Genomic DNA, 20,413 nt, shown 5'->3' on the forward strand with positions numbered 1-20,413 from the left:
CAAACACTATTTCTTAAAATCAATTAAATTATAAGGTGTATCAAGTTCTATTATGAATTTTTGATACACCTTATTTTTATTATGATGTATTTCAAAATAATATTAATTCTTTAACGCTTCTCTGTTTTAAATAAATATATAAAAATAACTTTCAGCAATGGTTTAAACTTCGCAAATTATTTTTTCTACCAAATTATTCTCAATTAATGTTCTTAAAGAAAACTTTTTGCTTCCTCCTTGAACAAATTTTACTTCAACAGTATCATTATCTATTTTAAATATTTCTCCTATTCCAAAATAATTATGTCTTACTACGTCTCCCTCTTTTAATCCATAATCTCTTATACTAGATTCATCCTCTAAATTTATATTACTTAAAAATATAGAAGGGTCCTTAAATTTCCCCCTTACATTCTTTGGTGCATAAATATATAAATTACTTATAGCTCTAGTTATTCCTACATAAAAAAGTCTTCTCTCCTCTTCTAAATTTTCCATGCTGTTTTTATGTGGTATTGTCTCATCAACAACATTAACAATATGAACATTTTTAAATTGCATGCCTTTAACTCCATGCATTGTACTTAATATTACTGAATCTATATTCCCTTTTGAATTTATGTTTTCCAAGTTCTCTTCAACACTTTCTATATGTGCTAAGAAATTTATTATGGATTTAAACTCTGTAGCAGAACTTTTAAATTCATCTACAATATCCAATAATTCCTCTTGATTTTGCTTAAATTTAGAAGAGTATTCCCTAATATACTGACTATATTCTAAATCACTCAATATAAAATCAATAGCACTATTTAAAGAAAGTTTATTTAGATACGCTATATCATTTTTTAATTCTTCAAACTTTCTCATTTGAAAAGGATGTACTCCCTCTCCACTCATTAATATATCAAATACATTTTCTTGTTTTTTAGAATTAAAAACTCCATATATAGCACTTTTAGATACATATCTAAATGGCTTATTTATTATTTTATTAAAATCCTCTTTATTAAATGGATCTATTGCTAATCTTAAATAAGCTATTAAATCTTTACATATAAAATGATTAAAAAAATTATATTCTTTGTCTAAAAGCTTAAAAGGAATCTTTTTTCTAATAAAAGCATCAATAAAACTTCTACTTTCCATGTTTGTTCTATAAAGAATAGCATTATCAGAATATTTATTTCCTAGTCTTTTAGCCTCCTCTATCTTTCCAATAATCATATTAGCCTCTTCAGATTCATTAAAAGGTTTTTTAAGCTCTATATTACCTTCATTTTCATTAAAAGCTATTATTTCTTTTTGGTACCTTTCTTTATTATGCTTTATAATATCCTTAGATACCTCAACAATATTTTTAAGGCTTCTATAATTGTATTTTAAATAAACTTTTTCACTTCCTTCAAAATCCTGTCCAAAATTTATCATACATTTTGGAGTTGCTCCTCTAAAGGAATATATACTTTGATCTTCATCTCCCACACAAAAGACCTCATTATTTATAAGTCTTAAAAATTCTAACTGAACTTCATCACAATCTTGAAACTCATCAACCAATATATATTTTATTAAATTTCTATAATATCCTAATATATGAGGATTATTTTTCAAAAGAGCTACAGCCTTGATTTGCAAATCATCAAAATCTAAGAGTCCCCTTTCATTTTTAAAGGTTTCATATGCTTCATAACATTTATCAAAAATATCCTGCGTCATTGATATTTCTAAATCTTTAGATGAAACTTTTTTTCTAGATATATTATTTAATACCTCTTTTATTTTTTCATCACTTACTTCTTCTATATAAGTTGATAAAACCTTTTTTATAACCTTATAAGCATCCTTTGCTTCTATAATCCTTATATCTTCCTTGTTTCTAAGCAATATCTTGTAAAAAAGTCCATGAAATGTCCCAAAGAAAGGAATAACACCTTCCCTATGCATCTCTTTAAATCTACTTTTCATATTTTCTGCTGCTGCCTTAGTAAAGGTTATTACCACAACATGTATTCCTCTAATTTTCTTTTCCTCTAAAAGATACTTTATTCTATTTAATATTACAGTTGTTTTTCCTGCTCCTGGAGGTGCTATAACAAGAATACTTTTACTATTTGCCTTTACAGCCTCCTTTTGATATTTATCTAAATTTGACATGATAATTCTCCTAAATTTAATAAAATTTATTTTAATTATTGACTAAATTAATATTAGTAAAACATAATATTTAGTAACATATATATTGTAATAATTCTAACTACTGGTTACAATAGTTATTGACAACTTATGAAAAGGAGATAAATTTTATATGGATTATAAGTTTGATGTAAAAAACCCTAGAAATCTTACAATGCTAGTTGATTTCTATGAACTTACTATGGCAAATGGCTATTTTAAAAATGGTATAGAAAATAAAATTGCCTATTTTGATATGTATTTTAGAAGGGTACCAGATGGCGGTGGCTATTGTATAATGGCTGGTGTTGAACAATTAATAGAATACTTATCAAATCTACACTTTTCAGAAGATGATATAGCATACTTAAAATCAAAGGAAATATTTTGTGATAAATTCTTAGAATTTTTAATAAATTTTGAATTTACTTGTGATGTTTGGGCAATTCCAGAGGGTAATCCTGTTTTTCCAAATGAACCTTTAGTCATAGTTAAAGGTCCTGTAATACAGGCACAATTTGTTGAAACTATGATACTTCTTACTATAAATCACCAAACACTTATAGCTACTAAAGCTAATAGAATATGTAGAGCCGCTGGCGATAAAACTGTTATGGAGTTCGGTTCTAGAAGAGCCCAAGGATATGACGGAGCAATCTATGGTGCAAGAGCTGCTGCTATAGGTGGTTGTGACTCTACAGCATGTACAATAGCTGACCAAATGTTTGATATACCAGCTATAGGAACTATGGCTCACAGTTGGATTCAACTTTTTGGAGATGAATATGAAGCATTTAAAGCATGGGCAGTTGCGTACCCAGATAATTGTACTCTTTTAATAGATACATATAATGTTTTAAAATCTGGTGTTCCTAATGCTATTAAAGTTTTTGATGAGGTATTAAAACCTTTAGGAAAAAGACCAAAGGGAATAAGAATAGATAGTGGTGATATCACTTATCTTTCTAAAAAATGTAGAAAAATGCTTGATGATGCTGGATATCCAGATTGTAAAATAATAGTTTCAAACTCTTTAGATGAATTTATAATAAGAGATGTATTAAGCCAAGGAGCTTCAATAGATGCTTTTGGAGTTGGCGAAAGACTTATAACAGCTAGATCAGAGCCTGTTTTTGGCGGTGTTTATAAATTAGTCGCAGTTGAAGATGAGGAAGGAAACATAATTCCTAGAATAAAAATAAGTGAAAATGAAGAAAAAATAACGAACCCAGGGTTTAAGAGATTAATAAGAATATTTGATAATACAACTCACACAGCTTTAGCTGATTTGATATTATTAAATGATGAAAAAATAGATACTGATAAACCATTAGAAATTTTTAATCCTATTCACGTATGGAAAAGAAAAACCTTAACTAACTATTATGTTAAGGACTTACTTGTTAAGATATTTGAAAATGGAGAGGTATGCTATAAAAATCCATCTGTCATGGAAATTAGAGATTATGCTCAAAAAGAATGTGAAAAGCTTTGGCCAGAAATTTTAAGATTTGAAAACCCTCATACTTATTATGTAGATTTATCAAATGGCCTTTGGAATCTAAAGCATAATTTACTTCATAGATATTCTAATATATATAAATAATTAAAGATTTGTAGGGTTCTTTACTTTTCTTTCTTATTATAAAAATAAGAGACGCTTCATACCCAAGAAGCGTCTCTTATTAATTTACCTGAGTTAAAACTAAATCTGATTCCTTATCTTCTTCCCCAAGTAAAAAGTTTTTATCTAAATAAAGAGAAAATACACATTCTTCTCCTGTAATCTTCTCATTCATTGGACATTCTTTATAACAACTAAATTTCTCCCTCTCACTCGACCAAAATGGACAATATGCCATATTATACTCTCAATCCCCTCTTAATTTAATTATAACATAGTCTTTAAGCCTGCATTTTTTATAACAGTAATGTTTGTAAGTTCATTTTGGAATGCTTTAAGTAAAGCTTTTTCTAAAACTTTTTCATGATCAAAATTAGCTACATCATTACATACAGCAAAAACTTTATTAGTTTCACCCATAACATTTCTATAAGTTAATGTAACATTTGGTTTTTCATATAATACATCAACTATTCTTATTCCCCATGATAAAGAAGCATAGTCTCCATCTTTCTTTAAGAAACTTAAATCCTTTAGTTTTTTCTCTTCTTGATTAGGATCTGAAACAATAATTAATTCGTCTCCAACTTTATATTTTGACATAATTAACCTCCTAAGTAATTAATTTATATAGTAAAGTTTACCACTCATTTAACTTTAAGTAAAGTAATTATCTTTCATATACCTATATATTATTTACTAATTTGAATACTATTATTTATTATATTTCAGGATACTTTTTTCAAATTTTACTTTAATACTTTTAACTTAAATTAATAAATAAACTATTAAAAAACGTTACATTTTTATAACATATTAATATATAATTGTAATTACTTTACTTGCAATTATATTTTTATACAAGTAAAATAGTTAATAGCGGTTAAAAATATTTAAATTAAAATTTATTTAACTTTCAAAATAATTTTTTAAAGGTATTTAAAGCTTCAAACTTTAATACCTTTTTTAATTGTTTAAAAATAAAAAAAAAGAACAGTAAAAATAACTGTTCTTAAAGGAAAATGAAATGAACATGGAAAAACTTTGTTAATTAATTAACAACCTTTAAATAAATTTTATCATAAAAAGGCTATTTTTACAAGTTTTTTTTATGAATTTTTGTGAAATAATATTTAACATAGTTTAATGTTATTTAATATTAAAAGATAATCTTTGACATATAATAATTATTATTATATAATATATTTAATTATCATAGATGATAGGGATGGTGGAAATGGACAATATAACTTCTGTTTTTAAAGAAAAAAAATTAAAATTAACTCCTCAAAGGATTGCTGTTTATAAATACTTAAAAGGTACTAAGGAACATCCATCTGCTGAGACAATTTATAAGGCTTTACAGGAAGATTATCCTACAATGTCACTAGCTACAGTTTACAAGGCATTAAAAACTCTTGTAGAAGTTGAATTAGTACAAGAAATTAATGTTGGTGAAGGAAACTTTAGATATGATGGCACTGCTAAAGATCATTGTCATGTTCAATGCCTAGCTTGTGGTAGAGTTGATGATCTTGAAAATTTAGATTATAATCATCTAAATGAAGAAGCCCAAAAACATTCAAGCTATAAAATACTTTCAAACAAGATGTATTTTTATGGAATATGTGAAGAATGTCAAGATAAACACGAATAAAAAAAAGAGTGGATTTTCACCACTCTTTTTTTATTTTATTAATTATGGATTTTTTAACTAACTATGTTCATAAAGTTAAGTTTAATTAAAAAATATATAATTTTATTAATCACTATAATTATTTTGCTAATTCATATAAAGCTTTTGCATATATTTTACTTATTAAAATTAAGTCATCTATTTTAATATATTCATTTGGTTTATGAATAACATCTGGTTCTCCTGGGAATATTGGTCCAAATGCTACTGTATTAGGCATTTCTTTAGCATATGTACCTCCACCAATAGATATTAATTCTCCTTCTTTTCCTGTTTCTTCTTTATATACTTTTTGTAAAGTCTTTATTAAAGAATGGTCTGCTGAGAAATATAATGGTTCTTGGTGTTCAAAGTTTTCTATTTCTATGCCTTTTCCACTTATTCTTTCATTAAATGGTTTCATCATATCTTCTAAAGTCTTAGTAACAGGATATCTTAAGTTTAAAGTAACTCTTCCTTCTTTATCATTTAAATCAATTACTCCAACATTAAAGCTTAATTTTCCTGAAGCTTCATCTTCTAAGAATATACCAAATTTTTCTCCATATACATCTTCACCAATATTATCATTTAAGAATTTAATAAAGTCTTTAATATCTTTTTGTGTTAAATCTAATTCTGATAATATTTTAACTGTTTGCATAATAGCATTTATACCTTTTTCTGGTGTACTACCATGAGCTGAAACTCCAAATACTTTTAATTCAATTTCATCATTGCTATGTGATAATTCAAACTTAATATTATTTTCCTTAGCAACTTTTTCTATTAATTCGCAAACTTTATCTACTTCTTTAGTTTTTAATTTTATTTCACAAAGACTAGCAACTACATTTGATGCTATTCCACCCTTTATACTTTCAACACATACATTACCAGGAACTTTCTCGTCTCCAAAAGCTTTAACAATGTCAAAAATAGTGATACCCTTTTCTCCATTTATTATTGGAAATTCTGCATCTGGAGTAAATCCTGCTACTGGAGCTTTTTCACGTTCTAAATAGTATTCTATATCTTTACTTCCAGTTTCTTCATTAGTACCAAAGATTATTCTTATTCTCTTTGATATAGGTAACCCTGAATCTTTTATAGCCTTTAAACCATATAATGATGCAATTATTGGTCCTTTATCATCAGTTGTTCCTCTTCCATAAATTTTTCCATCATGTATTTCTGCTCCATAAGGTGGATAAATCCAATCACCGCCTTCAGGTACAACATCTAAATGACCTAAAGCAGCTACATATTCTTCTCCATCACCATACTCAGCATATCCTACATGTCCATCTAGATTAACAACTTTAAAACCTAATTTTTTTGAAATATTTAAAGCATGTTCTAAAGACTTTGAAACTCCCTCTCCAAAAGGCATACCTTCTCTTGGTTTTCCTTCAACACTTTTGATTTTAATAATACTTTGCACTGATTCAATTAAATCTTCTTTCATTTCATCAATTTTGCTATTTATTAAATTCATTTTTGACACTTCCTCTCATCAATTTGTGTTAACAAAATATTAATATTTATTATTAATATGATACCACATTCTAAGAAATTTTTCTAATTTATTTTATACAAAAAAATAACAAATCATTTTAATTTTAAAATGACTTGTTATTACTCTTTTTAAGCAGTTACTTCTTCACTATTTTTTACTGATTCAAACTTAGTAATTATTAAATTTAAAACAACTCCTACTAAAGCCGCTAAACTTAATCCTGATATACTTACAGCTTCACTTATGTTTATTCCTATAGGACTTTCCATAAATAAACCTGATAGACCAACGAACATTATTATTGCCATTAGTATAATATTAGTTTTATTTAGCTTGACTTTTTCATTCTTTATTGTTTTAACCCCTACTAAGGCAATCATAGAGAATAACATTAAACTTATTCCTCCCATTACTGATTGAGGAATTGTTCTTATAACTGCTCCAAACTTTGCTATAAAGCTTAGTATTATGGCAAAAACAGCTGTTAATCTTAAAATTGATGGATTATAATTTTTAGTTATTGCTAACACTCCTGTATTTTCTCCATAAGTAGTATTAGCAGGCCCTCCTAATAAAGATGCTACTAAAGTTGCTAGTCCATCTCCTAATATTGTTCTATTTAAGCCTGGATCTTCTATAAAGTTTTTACCAACAACCTGTCCATTAGTAGTTATATCACCTATGTGCTCCATTGATACAGCTAATATTACTGGTAAAGTTATCATTATTGCTCCAAAATCAAATTTTGGAAGTGTAAAGTTTGGTACTGCAACCATAGTACTTTGTTGAATTAAACTTGTATCAACTTGTCCTAATACTAAGCTTAAAGTATATCCAACGGCTACTGCTGTTATTATTGCTAATTGTGAGAAAAATCCCTTTCCAAACTTACTTATTAATAATGCTAATCCTAATGTAGTAATTGCTATTATAACTGAAATCATCGCCCCAGATTCCCCGGCTATTAAAGATTTAACTCCAGCCATCTCTAAAGCGTTAGGTATAAGGTTTAAACCTATAACCATAATCATAGGTCCTACCACTCTTGCAGGTAAAAATCTTCTTATTCTCTCTACACCTATTTTCTTTATCATAAAAGAAATTAATACATATGCTAGCCCTGCAAAGAATATTCCTCCTTGAGCATATCTCAAATCACCATACTTCGCAGCAACTGCTGTGATTACTGGTATAAATGCAAAAGATGATCCTAAAAATACTGGAACTTTTCCTTTAGTACATAAATGGAATATTAAAGTACCTACTCCTGCTGTGAATAAAGCTACTGAAGGGTCAAGCCCTGTTACCATAGGTACTAATATTGTAGCTCCAAACATAGCAACTAAATGCTGTAGTCCTAAAATACCATTTTTTAAATAGGATAAAACTCCTTCTGTCTTAATACTGCTTTTTTCTTTACTCATTACTTGTTGTGCCATAAATTTTAAGCCTCCTTACTCTTATTAAGGAGAAAGCTCTGTTTCTCCTCTTTCCAGCCTCACAGGACTGATTTAAAAAGGTAAAAATAAAACTTCTTGCCAGTTAGAGACAAGAAGTTAATTCTTTAAACTAATAAAATTTATATTTATAATCTAAATAACCAATTCTTCTAAGCCTCTCTGGACTGAATTAAAGAATAATTTTATTTTCTTAGATTATATTTTAATTAATATATATTTTCAATAAACAAAAAGGTTTTTAACATTTTATTGATTAATTATTCATCAATTTAACAATCACTTAATTTTTCCCACATTTCTGGATGCACTTTTTTAAGGTTTATTATTCTAAAAGTGGTACTATCAACAAAAGTTTGAAGTGTTTTCCCTGTAGCAATAAGCTTATTATCTTCTTCTCTTTTAACAGTATATTTTAATCCTACCTTAATGGGTGTTATTTCGTCATATTCTGTTTCTATAACAAGATTATCCCCGTACTTTGCAGCATCTATATATTTACACTGTGTTTCAACTAAAGGCATCATAACCCCCATATCCTCCATATCTTTGTATCTTATTCCAAACTGCTCTATGAAATCCTCTCTTGCTGATTCAAAATATATATAATAGTTGGCATGATGTACAACCTTCATTGCATCTGTTTCTGCATATCTTACCTTAATTCTACTTATACTTTTCATATAAAATTACTCCTTAACAAAATTTATTTTACATATTGTAATTTTATATTATTTTACTTTGATTTACAAACATTTTGATATTTCAAAAATAAAATTAGTTAAAATATAAAAAAAATACTCTGCTTTAAATAAAAATCACTGTTTATCTAAAGCAGAGCCTAAAATTAAAATAAAAAGTTTATCGTCATATTTCCTTTTGAATTTTCTCCTATTTCACATTCAACCCCAAAGACATCCTTTATATTTTTAGGAGTTAAAACCTTTCTTGTTTCTCCTCCACAAACAATTTTCCCCTTATTCATAATATATACTTTATTACAATAAGCTGAAACTAAATTCATATCATGTAATGCGGCTAAAACTGTTATATTTAGTTCTTTGACAATATTCATTATTTCTATTTGATATTTAATATCCAAGTGGTTTGTAGGCTCATCCAATAAAAGAATCTCTGTCTTTTGTGCTAGTGCTCTAGCTAATAAAACCCTTTGTTTTTCACCACCTGATAAACTTAAAAAATCTCTATCTTTATATTCAAGCATATTAACTTTCTCTAGAGAATTTTTTACTATTTCGTAATCTTCCTTATTGTCTAGCTGAAAAGTCTTCTTATAAGGATTTCTTCCCATAATAACAATATCTTTAACCTTAAAGCTAAAATTATATTGATTAAATTGACTTACTACAGCTAACTCTCTTGCCATTGACTTTATACTTATTTTATTTATATCCTTATCATTTATATATATTTCTCCACTTTTTTTATCTAGTAGCTTATAAATAGTTTTTAATAGGGTTGACTTACCACTTCCATTTGGTCCTATAAGTCCAATAAAATCACCTTTTTTAACATTAAATGAAATTCCCTTTATGATTTCATTTTTCCCTATTGAAACCTTTAAATCCTCTAACCTTATCATAATCCTTGCTCCTTTTCTCCATTACCTTTTATCATTAGCCATAATAAAAATGGAGCACCTATTACAGAAGTAATTATTCCTATAGGAAGTTCCATGTTAGAAACTGCACATCTAGCAATAACATCTGCCCATATAAGAAATATAGCACCTAATAAAGCACTAAAAGGCAGTAAGACTTTATGATCTGTACCAAATATAAGCCTTACAATATGAGGAATCATAATACCTACAAAACCTATGGTTCCACATACTGAAACAATTACTCCAGTTACTAAAGAAGATAATATCATATATATCTTTCTATGCTTTTCCACATTTAACCCTAAAGTTATAGATGTTTCATCACCTAATACTATTAAGTTTAAATTTCTATATTGGGTAAAGAAATATATTAAAGGAATTATTGATACCATTATAGGAAGAACTATATTACTCCATTCTGCCCCTGCAAGACTTCCCATCATCCAGAAGTTAACTGTTCTTATTCCCTCATTGTCCTTTGATAAAAATATTATAAGACTTGTTAATGAGGAGCATATAGAACCTATAACCATACCGGCTAATATCATCTTAAAAGGCGTTATACGTCCTCCTATTTTGGCTAAGAAGTAAACAAATATAGATGCCACTAAAGCTCCTAAAAAAGCTCCTAGGCCGACACCAAAGCTTGATAACACTCCTGTAAATCCTATAAGTATTGAAAATGTAGCTCCTAAAGAAGCTCCTGAGGATAATCCTAATATATATGGATCTCCTAAAGGATTTTGTATAGTTGCCTGCATAATTACCCCAACAACTGCTAATGACATTCCTGTAAAAGCTCCTAAAAGCACTCTAGGCATTCTAACTTCCCATATTATATCGAAAACTGTACTATTTAATAATTCTCCTAAATTTCCTATTTTAATTCCTAATACTTTATATAAAAACACTCTATATACATCATAAGGAGGAATATCTACAGCACCAAAGGATATTCCTAATATTATAGATAATATAAAAAGTACAACTAATAAAATAGCAATTATAACTTTTTTATTCATTCTCCCATTTAATTTAAACAACTGCATTTAACACTCCTCTATTGAAGTTTGATAACTTTTTAATTCTATTTTAAATCTATGCCTAATAATTACTAAGCTCTAAGACTCCACTTTCTTAAAGCGAGAATCTTAGAGCTTCTAAAATTTTTAAATCTTAATAAAAATTAACCATTATTTTACTAGGTCTGGATATAACCCTTTTGCTATTCTTTCAATTCCATCTACAGTTCTTACTCCTCCTGCATATGTCTCTGAAAGTGGAGTATATATTATTCTATTTTCTTTTATTGCTGTAACATTTTTTAATGCTTTATTATCTAATAAAGAACTCGCCTCTTGATTATCTTTATTTTGCATTAAGTAATGTATAAGAACAATAGCATCTGGATTCATTTCTATTATGTTTTCAACTCCAATACTACCAGAATCCTTAGCTATATTAACTCCACCAGACTTAGAAACCATATCTGAAACTAAAGTCTTTGGTCCATAAACTCTAAATTTATTTTCTCCTTCACCTTCTAGTATTAAAACCTTCATTGGTTCTTTAACAGATTTTGTTTTCTCAGAAATAACATTTATTCTTGTTTTCATATCATCAACATACTTAGTTGATTTTTCTTCTACATTAAATATTTTACCTATGTCATTTATATCATAGTAAACATCCTCTAAAGTCTGCTCTTTTGAAATACCAGAGTTTCTTTGAATGAAAGTTTTCACACCCTTTTCATTCCATGACTCTACAGTACCTAGATTTTTTTCTGAAAATACACTTTTCCATCCCATTATTAAATCTGGATTTAAAGCTAAAACAGCCTCTTTACTTGGATATGTATCAGAAATTACATTTATATTTTTATACTTTTCCTCTAATCTTGGAAGTATGGGACTATCCATAAATGATGTTCCTACTAAATATTCTTGTAAATCTAAATCAAGCATTATCTCTGTAGTTGTTTGATTTGTACTAATAACTTTTTTAGGTTTGCTTTCAAAAGTCTCATCAAATTCCTTACCATTTTGATTATATGTACTTATTATAACTGGATATCCCTCTTCATTAGTATTTTTTGAAGCTATATTTTCCTTTGAATTTCCAGTACATCCTGCTAAAGCTAAAGAAAATACTAACCCTATAGTAGCTAAACTTAAAATTCTCTTTTTTTTCATTTTATCCCCCTGTTATTTTAAAACCTTTTTAATATGTTCTACCGTTTCATCTATATCAGAAAAATATTTACCATAATCAACCTTAGGCTTCTCAACTATTATTAGTTTAATATTTGAATCTAAAGCTGCCTTAGCCTTTTCTAAAGCTCCACCTCTCTCGCCACTATCTTTAGTTAAAAGAGCTTTAGCTTTATATTCATCTATAAAAGCTTTATTAAGTTCATATCCAATAGGACCTTTTATGGCAATTATATCTTCTATCTTAACTCCTAAATCTATAAGATCATTCATAACCTTTTTTGAAGGTAATACCCTGTGAATAATTCTATTCTTAAGGGATGATTCTAATATTTGCTTTATTCCATTACTTCCTGTAGTATTTAAAATTGGACCATCAATACTAGAATCTAATTCTTTTAACTTGTCCAATCCGCTTATTCTAATAATATTAGGATCATCTAAATCTTTTAATACGCCATTTCTTTCATATCTTATGTATTCTATATTTAAAGTTTTACATACCTTTATTGTGTTTTCACTTACATTTTTTGCATAGGGATGAGAAGCATCTACAATCCCTTTTAAGTTGAACTCTTTAGCAAAATTAATAAGTCCCTCTTCATCTAAGGGTTTAGTATTCATAAAGGCTACTTTAAATTCTTTTAAAAGTTCTCCTCCATATTCAGTTGCTGTAGATATAACTATCTTATCCTCTAGCCCCTTAAGCTTTTGTAAAAACTCTCTTCCTTCAGAAGTACCTAATATAAGTGCAATCACTTTCTCACCCCATTAGCCTTATTTTTTTATTTTATATCCTCTTGGAGTTATAAAATATCCATCTTTAATGTAACTTTTTGAGTTTCCTATGATTACAATTGAAAACATATCAACTACTTCATCATTAAAATCTTTTAAAGTAAATATTTCTTTACTTTCTCCTTCTCTTAAAGCATTTCTAACAACTGCTATAGGTGTTGTTTCTTCTCTAAATTCCTTAATTATATCAACACACTCTTTTAAATAGTGAGGTCTTCCCTTACTCTTTGGATTATAAAGAGAAATTACGAAATCTCCTTCTGCAGCTAAACGTACTCTCTTTTTTATCTCTTCATAAGGAGTCATTAAATCACTTAAACTTATATTGCAATTATCATGCATTAAAGGAGCTCCTAAAACTGATCCTGCAGCACTTGATGCTGTAATACCAGGTATTATTTCAACATTCTCATCTTTTCTCATTTCTAATATAAGTCCAGCCATGCCATAAATTCCTGAATCTCCAGTACTTATTAAAGCGACCTTTTTATCCCTACTAAGCTCTAATGCTTCTCTACATCTTTCCTCTTCTCCACGCATACCAGTTTTGAAGATTTCCTTATCTTTAATTAAATCCTTAACCATTTCTATATATTTAGTGTAACCAACTATTATTTCACATTCTTCAATAGCTTTAACAGCTCTTAAAGTCATTTCATCTAATCCACCTGGCCCAATTCCAATTACATATAATTTTCCCATTCTTATTCCTCCTTATGCTTTAGCTTAAGCTCTCCAATAGTTAATGTCATTCCATTTTTCTTTAGTTTATTTACTATAATATTTCCATTCATTAAAACAACTGCCGGCTCTGATACAGCTCTAACTCCAACAGATTTTTCTACAAAATCACTACCTTCAAATTCATCTTGAACATGTCTAATCTCTTCTCTAGAAAATGTTTCAAAAGGACAATTTAAAAATTCACTTAAATCTAAAATAGCCTTTTCTTCTTTTTTTAAATCTATTGATCCTATTTTTAAAACGGCTCTCTTATCAATATTTAAATTTTTTAGTGAAGAAAGCACAAAATCTATTAACTCTTCAGATGGAACACCTTTTCTACATCCTACTCCAAGTAATATATTTTTTCTTATCAACCTTAAAACTCCCTTAAGATTTTCATCCTCATTTTTTTCTTTGTTAGTTATCCAAAGTGTATTATCTTTTAATGAATATGTACTTTCATAGCCTAAAGGTAATTTAATTAAATCATTATCATCCATAAAATAAACTTTTTTATTATTTACTAATCTAGAAGCAATCTCTTTTGCCTTCTTTAAATCTTCTATAATAAGATTATTACTTTTAGCTACCATATCTGGCGCAACTTTATTTTGATTATCTGTGGCCGTAGTTATAACTGGAATATTATTTAATATTTTACTTATCTCTAAAGTTAATTCATTTGCACCACCAATATGCCCTCCAGCTAAACTTATGGTAAACCTATTATTTACATCAACCATAACAATTCCAGGATCCTTATCCTTTTTTACTATAAAAGGAGTTATAGCTCTCACTGCAATCCCTGTTGAACTTATAAAAATAATATTTTTACAAGTTTCAAACATTTCCTTAGTTGCTTCTTTTAAAGAAAAATCTTCACATTTGCTTTTGCAAACCATTTTGAAATTAATATTATTTTCTTCAAAAAACTTTATAAGCTTATCTCCTATAAAGTCACCTTTTTCAGTAACACTTATTATTCCAATCATATTTAATCAATTCCTTTTCTGAACATATGAGTAAAGTGTTTATCATAAAGAAGACTTTTCTCATAATCACAGTCAATGAAATCTCCAACTAATATTTGAGCACATTTATTTATACCAGCTTCTTTTACTTTTTCTGATATATTATCTAATGTTCCAATAATCACTTCTTGATCATCCCATGTTGCTCTTGAAATTACAGCTATTGGAACATCCTCTCTTCCATATCCTCTTTTTAATTTTTCAACTACCTTGTCAATCATTGATATAGAAAGAAATAATGCCATAGAAGCTCCTATTGAAGCTAATTTTTCTAAATCTTCTTTTTCTGGCACTGGAGTTCTTCCTTCAACCCTAGTTAATATAACAGTTTGAGTTACTGATGGAAGTGTAAATTCCTTTTTTATAGCAGAAGCTGCAGCTGTAAATGAACTTACACCTGGTACAACCTCATATTCTATATTAAACTTGTCTAATTCATCCATTTGTTCCTTAATAGCTCCGTATATTGATGGATCACCAGTGTGAAGTCTTACTATGACCTTATCTTCACCATCATTTTCTTTTATAACCTCAACTACCTCTTCTAAAGTCATTGAAGCTGAGTTATATATTTTAACTCCCTCTTTGCAAACATCTAAATGTTCTTTGCTTACTAAAGATCCTGCATATATTACAACATCTGCTTTTTCTAAAAGATTTCTTCCTCTAACAGTTATTAAGTCAACAGCTCCTGGTCCTGCCCCTATAAAATAAAGCATTCTTATTCCTCCTTTTATTTACTTGCTAATATTAAAGACATATAATCTCTATGATTTACAATTTCTTCTCTAGTTCTTAAGATTTTTTCTCCTTCTCTACCTGCTCTACTAACTAGCACATAGTCAAATCCTTTTTCTTCTAAAACATCTATAACTTCTTCTTCTTTTTTGTAAACTTTCATTATTACAACAAACTTCTCATCTTTTATATCCTTTACTCTAGCTGCTGGAAGAACAAGTAAAGGTTCATTACCTACAACTAATGTTCTGTCAACTATACTAGCTGCAGCACAGAAAGATGTTATTCCCGGAATAGTTTTTACATGGAAACCATTATCCTCTACATAATTTAATAAATGTATATATGTACTATAAACATAAGGATCACCTATAGTTAAGAAACTTACGTTTTTTCCTTCTTTAAGTTTTTCTAAAATAAAGTCATAAGCCTCTTTAACTTTTAAATCTCTATTCTTCTTTCCCATTGGAAAATGTTTAATAGCTATTTCTGTTCCTTCTTTTATATATTCTTCAGCAGCAGTTAATGCTATACTATCTCCACCTTCCTCTGCACTTGGTGCTACTATAACATCACTATTTTCAATTGCCTTTACCGCTTTTACTGTTAATAATTCACTATCTCCAGGTCCTACACCTATTCCATATAATATTGCCATTAAATTTCCTCCTTAAACGCTTTAACAATAAAAATTGGATTATTGCTAATCATCATGTATGTATTTTCTCTATTTTTACTTATGTTTACTAAAGAAATCTCTGTTTTATATTCTAATTTTTTTAAGATTTCTATAGCATTATATGCATTATTTAAAGTTATGAAGTTTAAAACTAAAACTCCCTGTTCTTTAAGAATTTCATTTGATATATTTATAATTTTTTCAAGTCCCCCACCAGAGCCTCCTATAAATATAGAATCAAATTTTGAAATTTTTTCTTTCTTAATTTGGTTTGAAAGTGATTCCATATGTTCTATAGCATCACCCTCTAATAAAGTAACATTATTACAGTTAAACTTTTTTAAATTCTCTTTAGTTACCCTTATAGCCTCTTCATCTCTTTCTATAGAAAATACTTTTCCATTTTCTATAAATTTAGAGGCCTGAATAGTAATACTACCAGTTCCACTTCCTATATCTAAAAAATTAGAATTTGTATTTAACTCTAATTTACTAATAGTAAGGATTCTAATATCCTCTTTTGTCATAGGACATTTTCCTCTTATAAACTCTGAATCTTTTATAAACTTCATATATCCTCCAAAGGAAAATTTATCTTTCAATTATTATTACAGATAAATCTCCATAATCCTTTTCGCAAATTTCTCTTGGATTTCCAATTGTTATATTTTCATTTTCATAAGAAAGATTTTCTCCAACATATATCGTACATTCTATAGAATTTTCTATTAACATTTTACTTAGTTCATTTGGAGTATTCTTTTTATCAGTTAACCATATAGAAAGTTTGTTTTTTTTGACAACTTCTATAAAATTTTCTTCTCTTCCATGCATACTTCCTACAAATGCATTATTCCAAGATTTATTTACTTTGCATGTTAAATACTGAAAAGAACTTATTCCTGGAATAATAGAAATCTCTCCATAATAATTTTTTTCTATGTAATTTGTAATACCATAAAAGGTAGGGTCTCCTGATGCAACAATTGAAATATCATTCTCTTCATTTTCATTTAAAAAAGCTATTAATTCACTTAAAGTTTTGACCTTTTTAAACTTTTCATCTCTTAAATTATTTAAAAACTTTAAGCTTGAAATTGCTCTTTCAAAACCTACTATATAATCACTTTTTTCTAGTTCCTTAATAACCTTAGGAATTATATAGTCTTTATGGCCTGGTCCTAACCCTAGTATCTTAACCAATAGCCTTCATTCCCTTCTAATTTAAGTTTAATCAAACAAGTTTGAATTTTTAGATTCATATAATAATTTCATTTCCTTTGATCCATAATACATAAGAATATTAAAATTTGCCTCACCGTAAGAGTAAATATCTAATCTCTTTAATACTTTTTCTCCAATTCTCTCATATAACATTGGGAAATCATCTCCAAGAAGTCTTACAGCACCTTCACTTGTCTTTTCTTCTAAAACCTTTTTAACTAGTTCTAAGTCATATCCCATTAAAGTTAACTCTAAAGCTATAACTTCTAATCTTACGTCTGAAACTCTACTATGTGTATTAAAACAGCCAAATGCAATTTTACTTAGTTTTCCTATATGACCTATTATGGTTAAATCCTTTATTCCTTGAGCTAAGGCACACTCTATGGAAAATCCTACATAGTTAGATATGATAACTATATTATCCTTTTTATATCCTCTTTCCCTTAGAAACCTTTCTCCCATATTACCAAAGACAAATACAAGTTCATTATTAGACACTGCTTTTTGCCTTATTTCAATTCTAATAGATTCCTTTAAAGCATCTTCAGACATTGGATACACAATTCCTGTTGTGCCTAGTATTGATATTCCATCAACTATACCCAATCTAGGGTTAAAGGTTTTCTTAGCAATCTCCCTTCCTCTTGGAACGAAAATTGTTATTTTTACTCCTTTATTTTCAGGTAATACACTTAATACTTCCTTCTTAATCATTTCCCTAGGTACTGGATTTATAGCTGGCTGTCCTTTTTCTACAAAGAGCCCATCCTTAGTAACTCTTCCAACACCTTCTCCTCCACAAAGCTCAAATCCTTCTGAAATTTCCTCTGCCTTTGCAAATATAGCTATTCCTGAGGTAGCATCTATGTCATCTCCACCATCTTTTATTATGGAACATGAAACGGAGTTTTTTTCTACTTGTATATCTTGTATTTCTAAACTAAGCTTTATGTTTTTAGGAGTATCTATCTCTATAACTCCTATATCCTTTTTATGAAAAAGCATATATGTGGCCGCCTTAGCTGCCGCCGCTGCACAAGATCCTGTGGTATACCCACATCTAAGTTTTTTTCCACCGCTTTCTACATACATTTCAAACATTTAATATACCTTCTTTTATTACATTTCTCTTTTATAATTCATATAAAGCAATGCATTTATTATGGCTGCTGCTACTGTACTACCACCTTTTCTTCCCTTAACTCTTATATAAGGAATACCTAGTTCATCTAAATCCTCTTTACTCTCACTAGCACCTACGAACCCAACTGGAACAGCTACTATAAGTTTTGGTTTTGCCTTTCCTTCCTTAATAAGTTCTCTAAGTTTAAACAAAGCTGTTGGAGCATTTCCAAAAACAAATATATCTACATTTTCCTTTGCCGCAAGTTCAACACCTGCCATTGAACGAGTTATCTGTTTTTCTTTTGCTAATTTAAACACCTCATCTAAACCAACATAGCATTCAACTGATGAATTTAATTCCTTTAAAGCTCTTTTATTCATACCTGATAAGGCCATTGTTGTATCAGTATATATTTTAGCTCCAGATTTTAAAGCAGAAACTCCAGCTTCTATAGCTCCTTCACTTATTTCAATTAAATCCTCATACTCAAAGTCTGCTGTAGTATGTATAACTCTTTTTACTATTTCTAACTCCTCTTCTGAAAAGTTATGATTTTTCATTTCAGAACCTATTATTTCAAAGCTTCTTTTTTCTATGCCCATAGGACTTTTCATATAATCCATTTATCTCTTCACCTTTCTATGTCTTTTTTTAGTTTCTCCTAAACCTTTATATGTACCATCTATAACATCTTTAACACGTTCTATGTAAAGTTTTCTAAACTCTTCTCTTTCCCCTAATCCTTTTAAAATAACATCAGTTTTAATTCCTTCACTTTCAAGTCTACTCTTCCATGAATCCTCATCTTCTGAAGCCATATCATTTTTAGCATGGTCTCCTGCTACAACCATTAAAGGAATAATAGTCACATTATCTAAATTTTTCTTTTTAACTCTTTTTAAAACATCTGAAAAATTAGGATATCCCTCTACAGTTCCAACAAAAATATCTTCATAGTCTCTATCTAAAACTGATTGAAGACATCCATAAACAGCATTGGAAGGATGTGCGCTTCCATGACCAACTAATATACACGGTCTATTCTCTTCTATTACTTCTTTCATACTATCAACAAAGGCAGAATAGTCATTTGGTCCATCACCAAAACCTTCATAATAAAATATTGGTCTACCAGTTTCTATCTTTTTAAAATGATTTTCATAATTCTTCACCATATGCTTTATATAGTCAAATTCTTCACCTGGCATAATATGAAGTGGTTGCACCACAACTTCTTCATATCCTTCTTCCTCTAACTTTTTTAAAGCATCTTCTGGAAACAGTATATTCATATCATATTTTTCTTTAAGCTTTCTTACTATCATATGTGATGTAAAACTTCTAAAAACATCATACTCTTCAAAACTTTCTTTTATTGAATCTTCTATTTTTTTTATAGAATTATTTAAGGCATCTAAATGACTTGTTCCAAAACTTACAACTAATATAGCTTTTTTCATGTTTCACCTCTAAAAAATTAAAATAAAAAGCATCTGTGTTACAAAGAACCAGATGCTTTAATAAAAAGTAATTATTTTCCAATATAAATATAGGAATCAATAAATACTACATCTTCCCTCCGAAGCTTAGTTCATAATTTTTAGGCAGGTATCCTGACTTAAGGCTTATCCTCATTTCTCCCTTCCCAATTTAAAAAAATCAGTGAGCAATTAGAAACTTGTATCCTATTACAGTAGCGGGGGCTGTAGTGGATTTTAACCACTTTCCCTTTTAATTAGTAAAATTAAACCTAAAAATATAAAATATTATTTTTTTCTTAATTATAATATATAATTTTAAT

Annotated in this window: 20 protein-coding genes and 1 riboswitch; of the genes, 2 read left to right on the forward strand and 18 right to left on the reverse strand. The window is 28.4% G+C overall.

Annotation, left to right across the window (positions count from 1 at the left end; translation table 11 throughout):
- Positions 1 to 162: 162 nt before the first annotated feature.
- Positions 163 to 2,157, reverse strand: a complete 1,995-nt coding sequence (locus AC2A4K_RS08980) for an ATP-dependent helicase (RefSeq protein WP_322503280.1) — start codon at positions 2,155 to 2,157, stop codon at positions 163 to 165.
- Between the two features lie 151 nt (positions 2,158 to 2,308).
- Here AC2A4K_RS08980 and AC2A4K_RS08985 point away from each other — a divergent pair, with 151 nt between their 5' ends.
- Positions 2,309 to 3,781 carry a nicotinate phosphoribosyltransferase gene (locus AC2A4K_RS08985; protein WP_322503279.1) on the forward strand — a complete coding sequence of 491 codons (1,473 nt, stop codon included), beginning with the start codon at positions 2,309 to 2,311 and terminating at the stop codon, positions 3,779 to 3,781.
- 285 nt (positions 3,782 to 4,066) lie between these two features.
- Here the strand turns inward: AC2A4K_RS08985 and AC2A4K_RS08990 are convergent, their stop codons facing one another.
- A complete protein-coding gene (locus AC2A4K_RS08990; protein WP_322503277.1) occupies positions 4,067 to 4,402 on the reverse strand; it encodes a hypothetical protein in 336 nt (111 codons plus the stop codon).
- Between the two features lie 634 nt (positions 4,403 to 5,036).
- On the opposite strand from AC2A4K_RS08990, the gene perR reads away from it, so the two are divergent.
- On the forward strand, positions 5,037 to 5,456 hold the full coding sequence (perR, locus tag AC2A4K_RS08995) for a transcriptional regulator PerR (RefSeq protein ID WP_322503276.1): 420 nt from the start codon (positions 5,037 to 5,039) through the stop codon (positions 5,454 to 5,456).
- A 118-nt stretch (positions 5,457 to 5,574) separates the two neighbouring features.
- Here perR and pepV read toward each other — a convergent pair whose 3' ends face one another.
- The 16 genes from pepV to AC2A4K_RS09075 all read right to left on the reverse strand — a co-directional run bounded on the left by pepV (position 5,575) and on the right by AC2A4K_RS09075 (position 20,072).
- Positions 5,575 to 6,972: a dipeptidase PepV gene (pepV, locus tag AC2A4K_RS09000; protein WP_322503275.1), complete on the reverse strand. Its 1,398-nt coding sequence runs from the start codon at positions 6,970 to 6,972 to the stop codon at positions 5,575 to 5,577.
- A gap of 149 nt (positions 6,973 to 7,121) precedes the next feature.
- Entirely contained in the window at positions 7,122 to 8,432 is a 1,311-nt protein-coding gene (locus AC2A4K_RS09005) for a uracil-xanthine permease family protein (RefSeq protein ID WP_322503274.1), read from the reverse strand.
- A gap of 290 nt (positions 8,433 to 8,722) precedes the next feature.
- Positions 8,723 to 9,133 (reverse strand): acyl-CoA thioesterase, encoded by a 411-nt coding sequence (locus tag AC2A4K_RS09010; RefSeq protein ID WP_322503273.1) that lies wholly within the window; start codon positions 9,131 to 9,133, stop codon positions 8,723 to 8,725.
- Between the two features lie 164 nt (positions 9,134 to 9,297).
- Positions 9,298 to 10,053, reverse strand: coding sequence for an ABC transporter ATP-binding protein (locus AC2A4K_RS09015; protein ID WP_322503272.1), 756 nt, complete (start codon positions 10,051 to 10,053; stop codon positions 9,298 to 9,300).
- The gene (locus tag AC2A4K_RS09020; protein ID WP_416173352.1) at positions 10,050 to 11,123 is read right to left on the reverse strand and encodes a FecCD family ABC transporter permease; all 1,074 of its coding nucleotides are present in this window, start codon (positions 11,121 to 11,123) and stop codon (positions 10,050 to 10,052) included. The genes AC2A4K_RS09015 and AC2A4K_RS09020 overlap by 4 nt, the downstream gene beginning before the upstream one ends.
- A gap of 144 nt (positions 11,124 to 11,267) precedes the next feature.
- Positions 11,268 to 12,269: an ABC transporter substrate-binding protein gene (locus AC2A4K_RS09025; protein WP_322503271.1), complete on the reverse strand. Its 1,002-nt coding sequence runs from the start codon at positions 12,267 to 12,269 to the stop codon at positions 11,268 to 11,270.
- A gap of 12 nt (positions 12,270 to 12,281) precedes the next feature.
- Positions 12,282 to 13,046: a cobalt-precorrin-6A reductase gene (locus AC2A4K_RS09030; RefSeq protein ID WP_322503270.1), complete on the reverse strand. Its 765-nt coding sequence runs from the start codon at positions 13,044 to 13,046 to the stop codon at positions 12,282 to 12,284.
- A gap of 18 nt (positions 13,047 to 13,064) precedes the next feature.
- Complete coding sequence (cobJ, locus tag AC2A4K_RS09035) at positions 13,065 to 13,787, reverse strand: precorrin-3B C(17)-methyltransferase (RefSeq protein WP_322503269.1); 723 nt, start codon at positions 13,785 to 13,787, stop codon at positions 13,065 to 13,067.
- A 2-nt stretch (positions 13,788 to 13,789) separates the two neighbouring features.
- A complete protein-coding gene (gene cbiG / locus AC2A4K_RS09040; RefSeq protein WP_322503268.1) occupies positions 13,790 to 14,803 on the reverse strand; it encodes a cobalt-precorrin 5A hydrolase in 1,014 nt (337 codons plus the stop codon).
- A gap of 2 nt (positions 14,804 to 14,805) precedes the next feature.
- Positions 14,806 to 15,561 (reverse strand): precorrin-4 C(11)-methyltransferase, encoded by a 756-nt coding sequence (gene cobM / locus AC2A4K_RS09045; protein WP_322503267.1) that lies wholly within the window; start codon positions 15,559 to 15,561, stop codon positions 14,806 to 14,808.
- Between the two features lie 14 nt (positions 15,562 to 15,575).
- Complete coding sequence (locus tag AC2A4K_RS09050; RefSeq protein WP_322503266.1) at positions 15,576 to 16,238, reverse strand: cobalt-factor II C(20)-methyltransferase; 663 nt, start codon at positions 16,236 to 16,238, stop codon at positions 15,576 to 15,578.
- Positions 16,238 to 16,831, reverse strand: coding sequence for a precorrin-6Y C5,15-methyltransferase (decarboxylating) subunit CbiT (cbiT, locus tag AC2A4K_RS09055; protein WP_322503265.1), 594 nt, complete (start codon positions 16,829 to 16,831; stop codon positions 16,238 to 16,240). Before cbiT ends, AC2A4K_RS09050 begins: the two co-directional genes overlap by 1 nt.
- Before the next feature lie 19 nt (positions 16,832 to 16,850).
- Positions 16,851 to 17,462, reverse strand: a complete 612-nt coding sequence (gene cbiE / locus AC2A4K_RS09060) for a precorrin-6y C5,15-methyltransferase (decarboxylating) subunit CbiE (RefSeq protein WP_322503264.1) — start codon at positions 17,460 to 17,462, stop codon at positions 16,851 to 16,853.
- A gap of 27 nt (positions 17,463 to 17,489) precedes the next feature.
- The gene (cbiD, locus tag AC2A4K_RS09065) at positions 17,490 to 18,587 is read right to left on the reverse strand and encodes a cobalt-precorrin-5B (C(1))-methyltransferase CbiD (protein ID WP_322503263.1); all 1,098 of its coding nucleotides are present in this window, start codon (positions 18,585 to 18,587) and stop codon (positions 17,490 to 17,492) included.
- Between the two features lie 18 nt (positions 18,588 to 18,605).
- Complete coding sequence (locus tag AC2A4K_RS09070; RefSeq protein ID WP_322503262.1) at positions 18,606 to 19,235, reverse strand: precorrin-8X methylmutase; 630 nt, start codon at positions 19,233 to 19,235, stop codon at positions 18,606 to 18,608.
- Positions 19,236 to 20,072 carry a sirohydrochlorin cobaltochelatase gene (locus AC2A4K_RS09075; protein ID WP_322503261.1) on the reverse strand — a complete coding sequence of 279 codons (837 nt, stop codon included), beginning with the start codon at positions 20,070 to 20,072 and terminating at the stop codon, positions 19,236 to 19,238.
- 126 nt (positions 20,073 to 20,198) lie between these two features.
- A riboswitch (cobalamin riboswitch) is annotated at positions 20,199 to 20,381 on the reverse strand.
- Between the last annotated feature and the right edge of the window lie 32 nt (positions 20,382 to 20,413).

The sequence above is a fragment of the Clostridium sp. LIBA-8841 genome, from assembly GCF_057782475.1.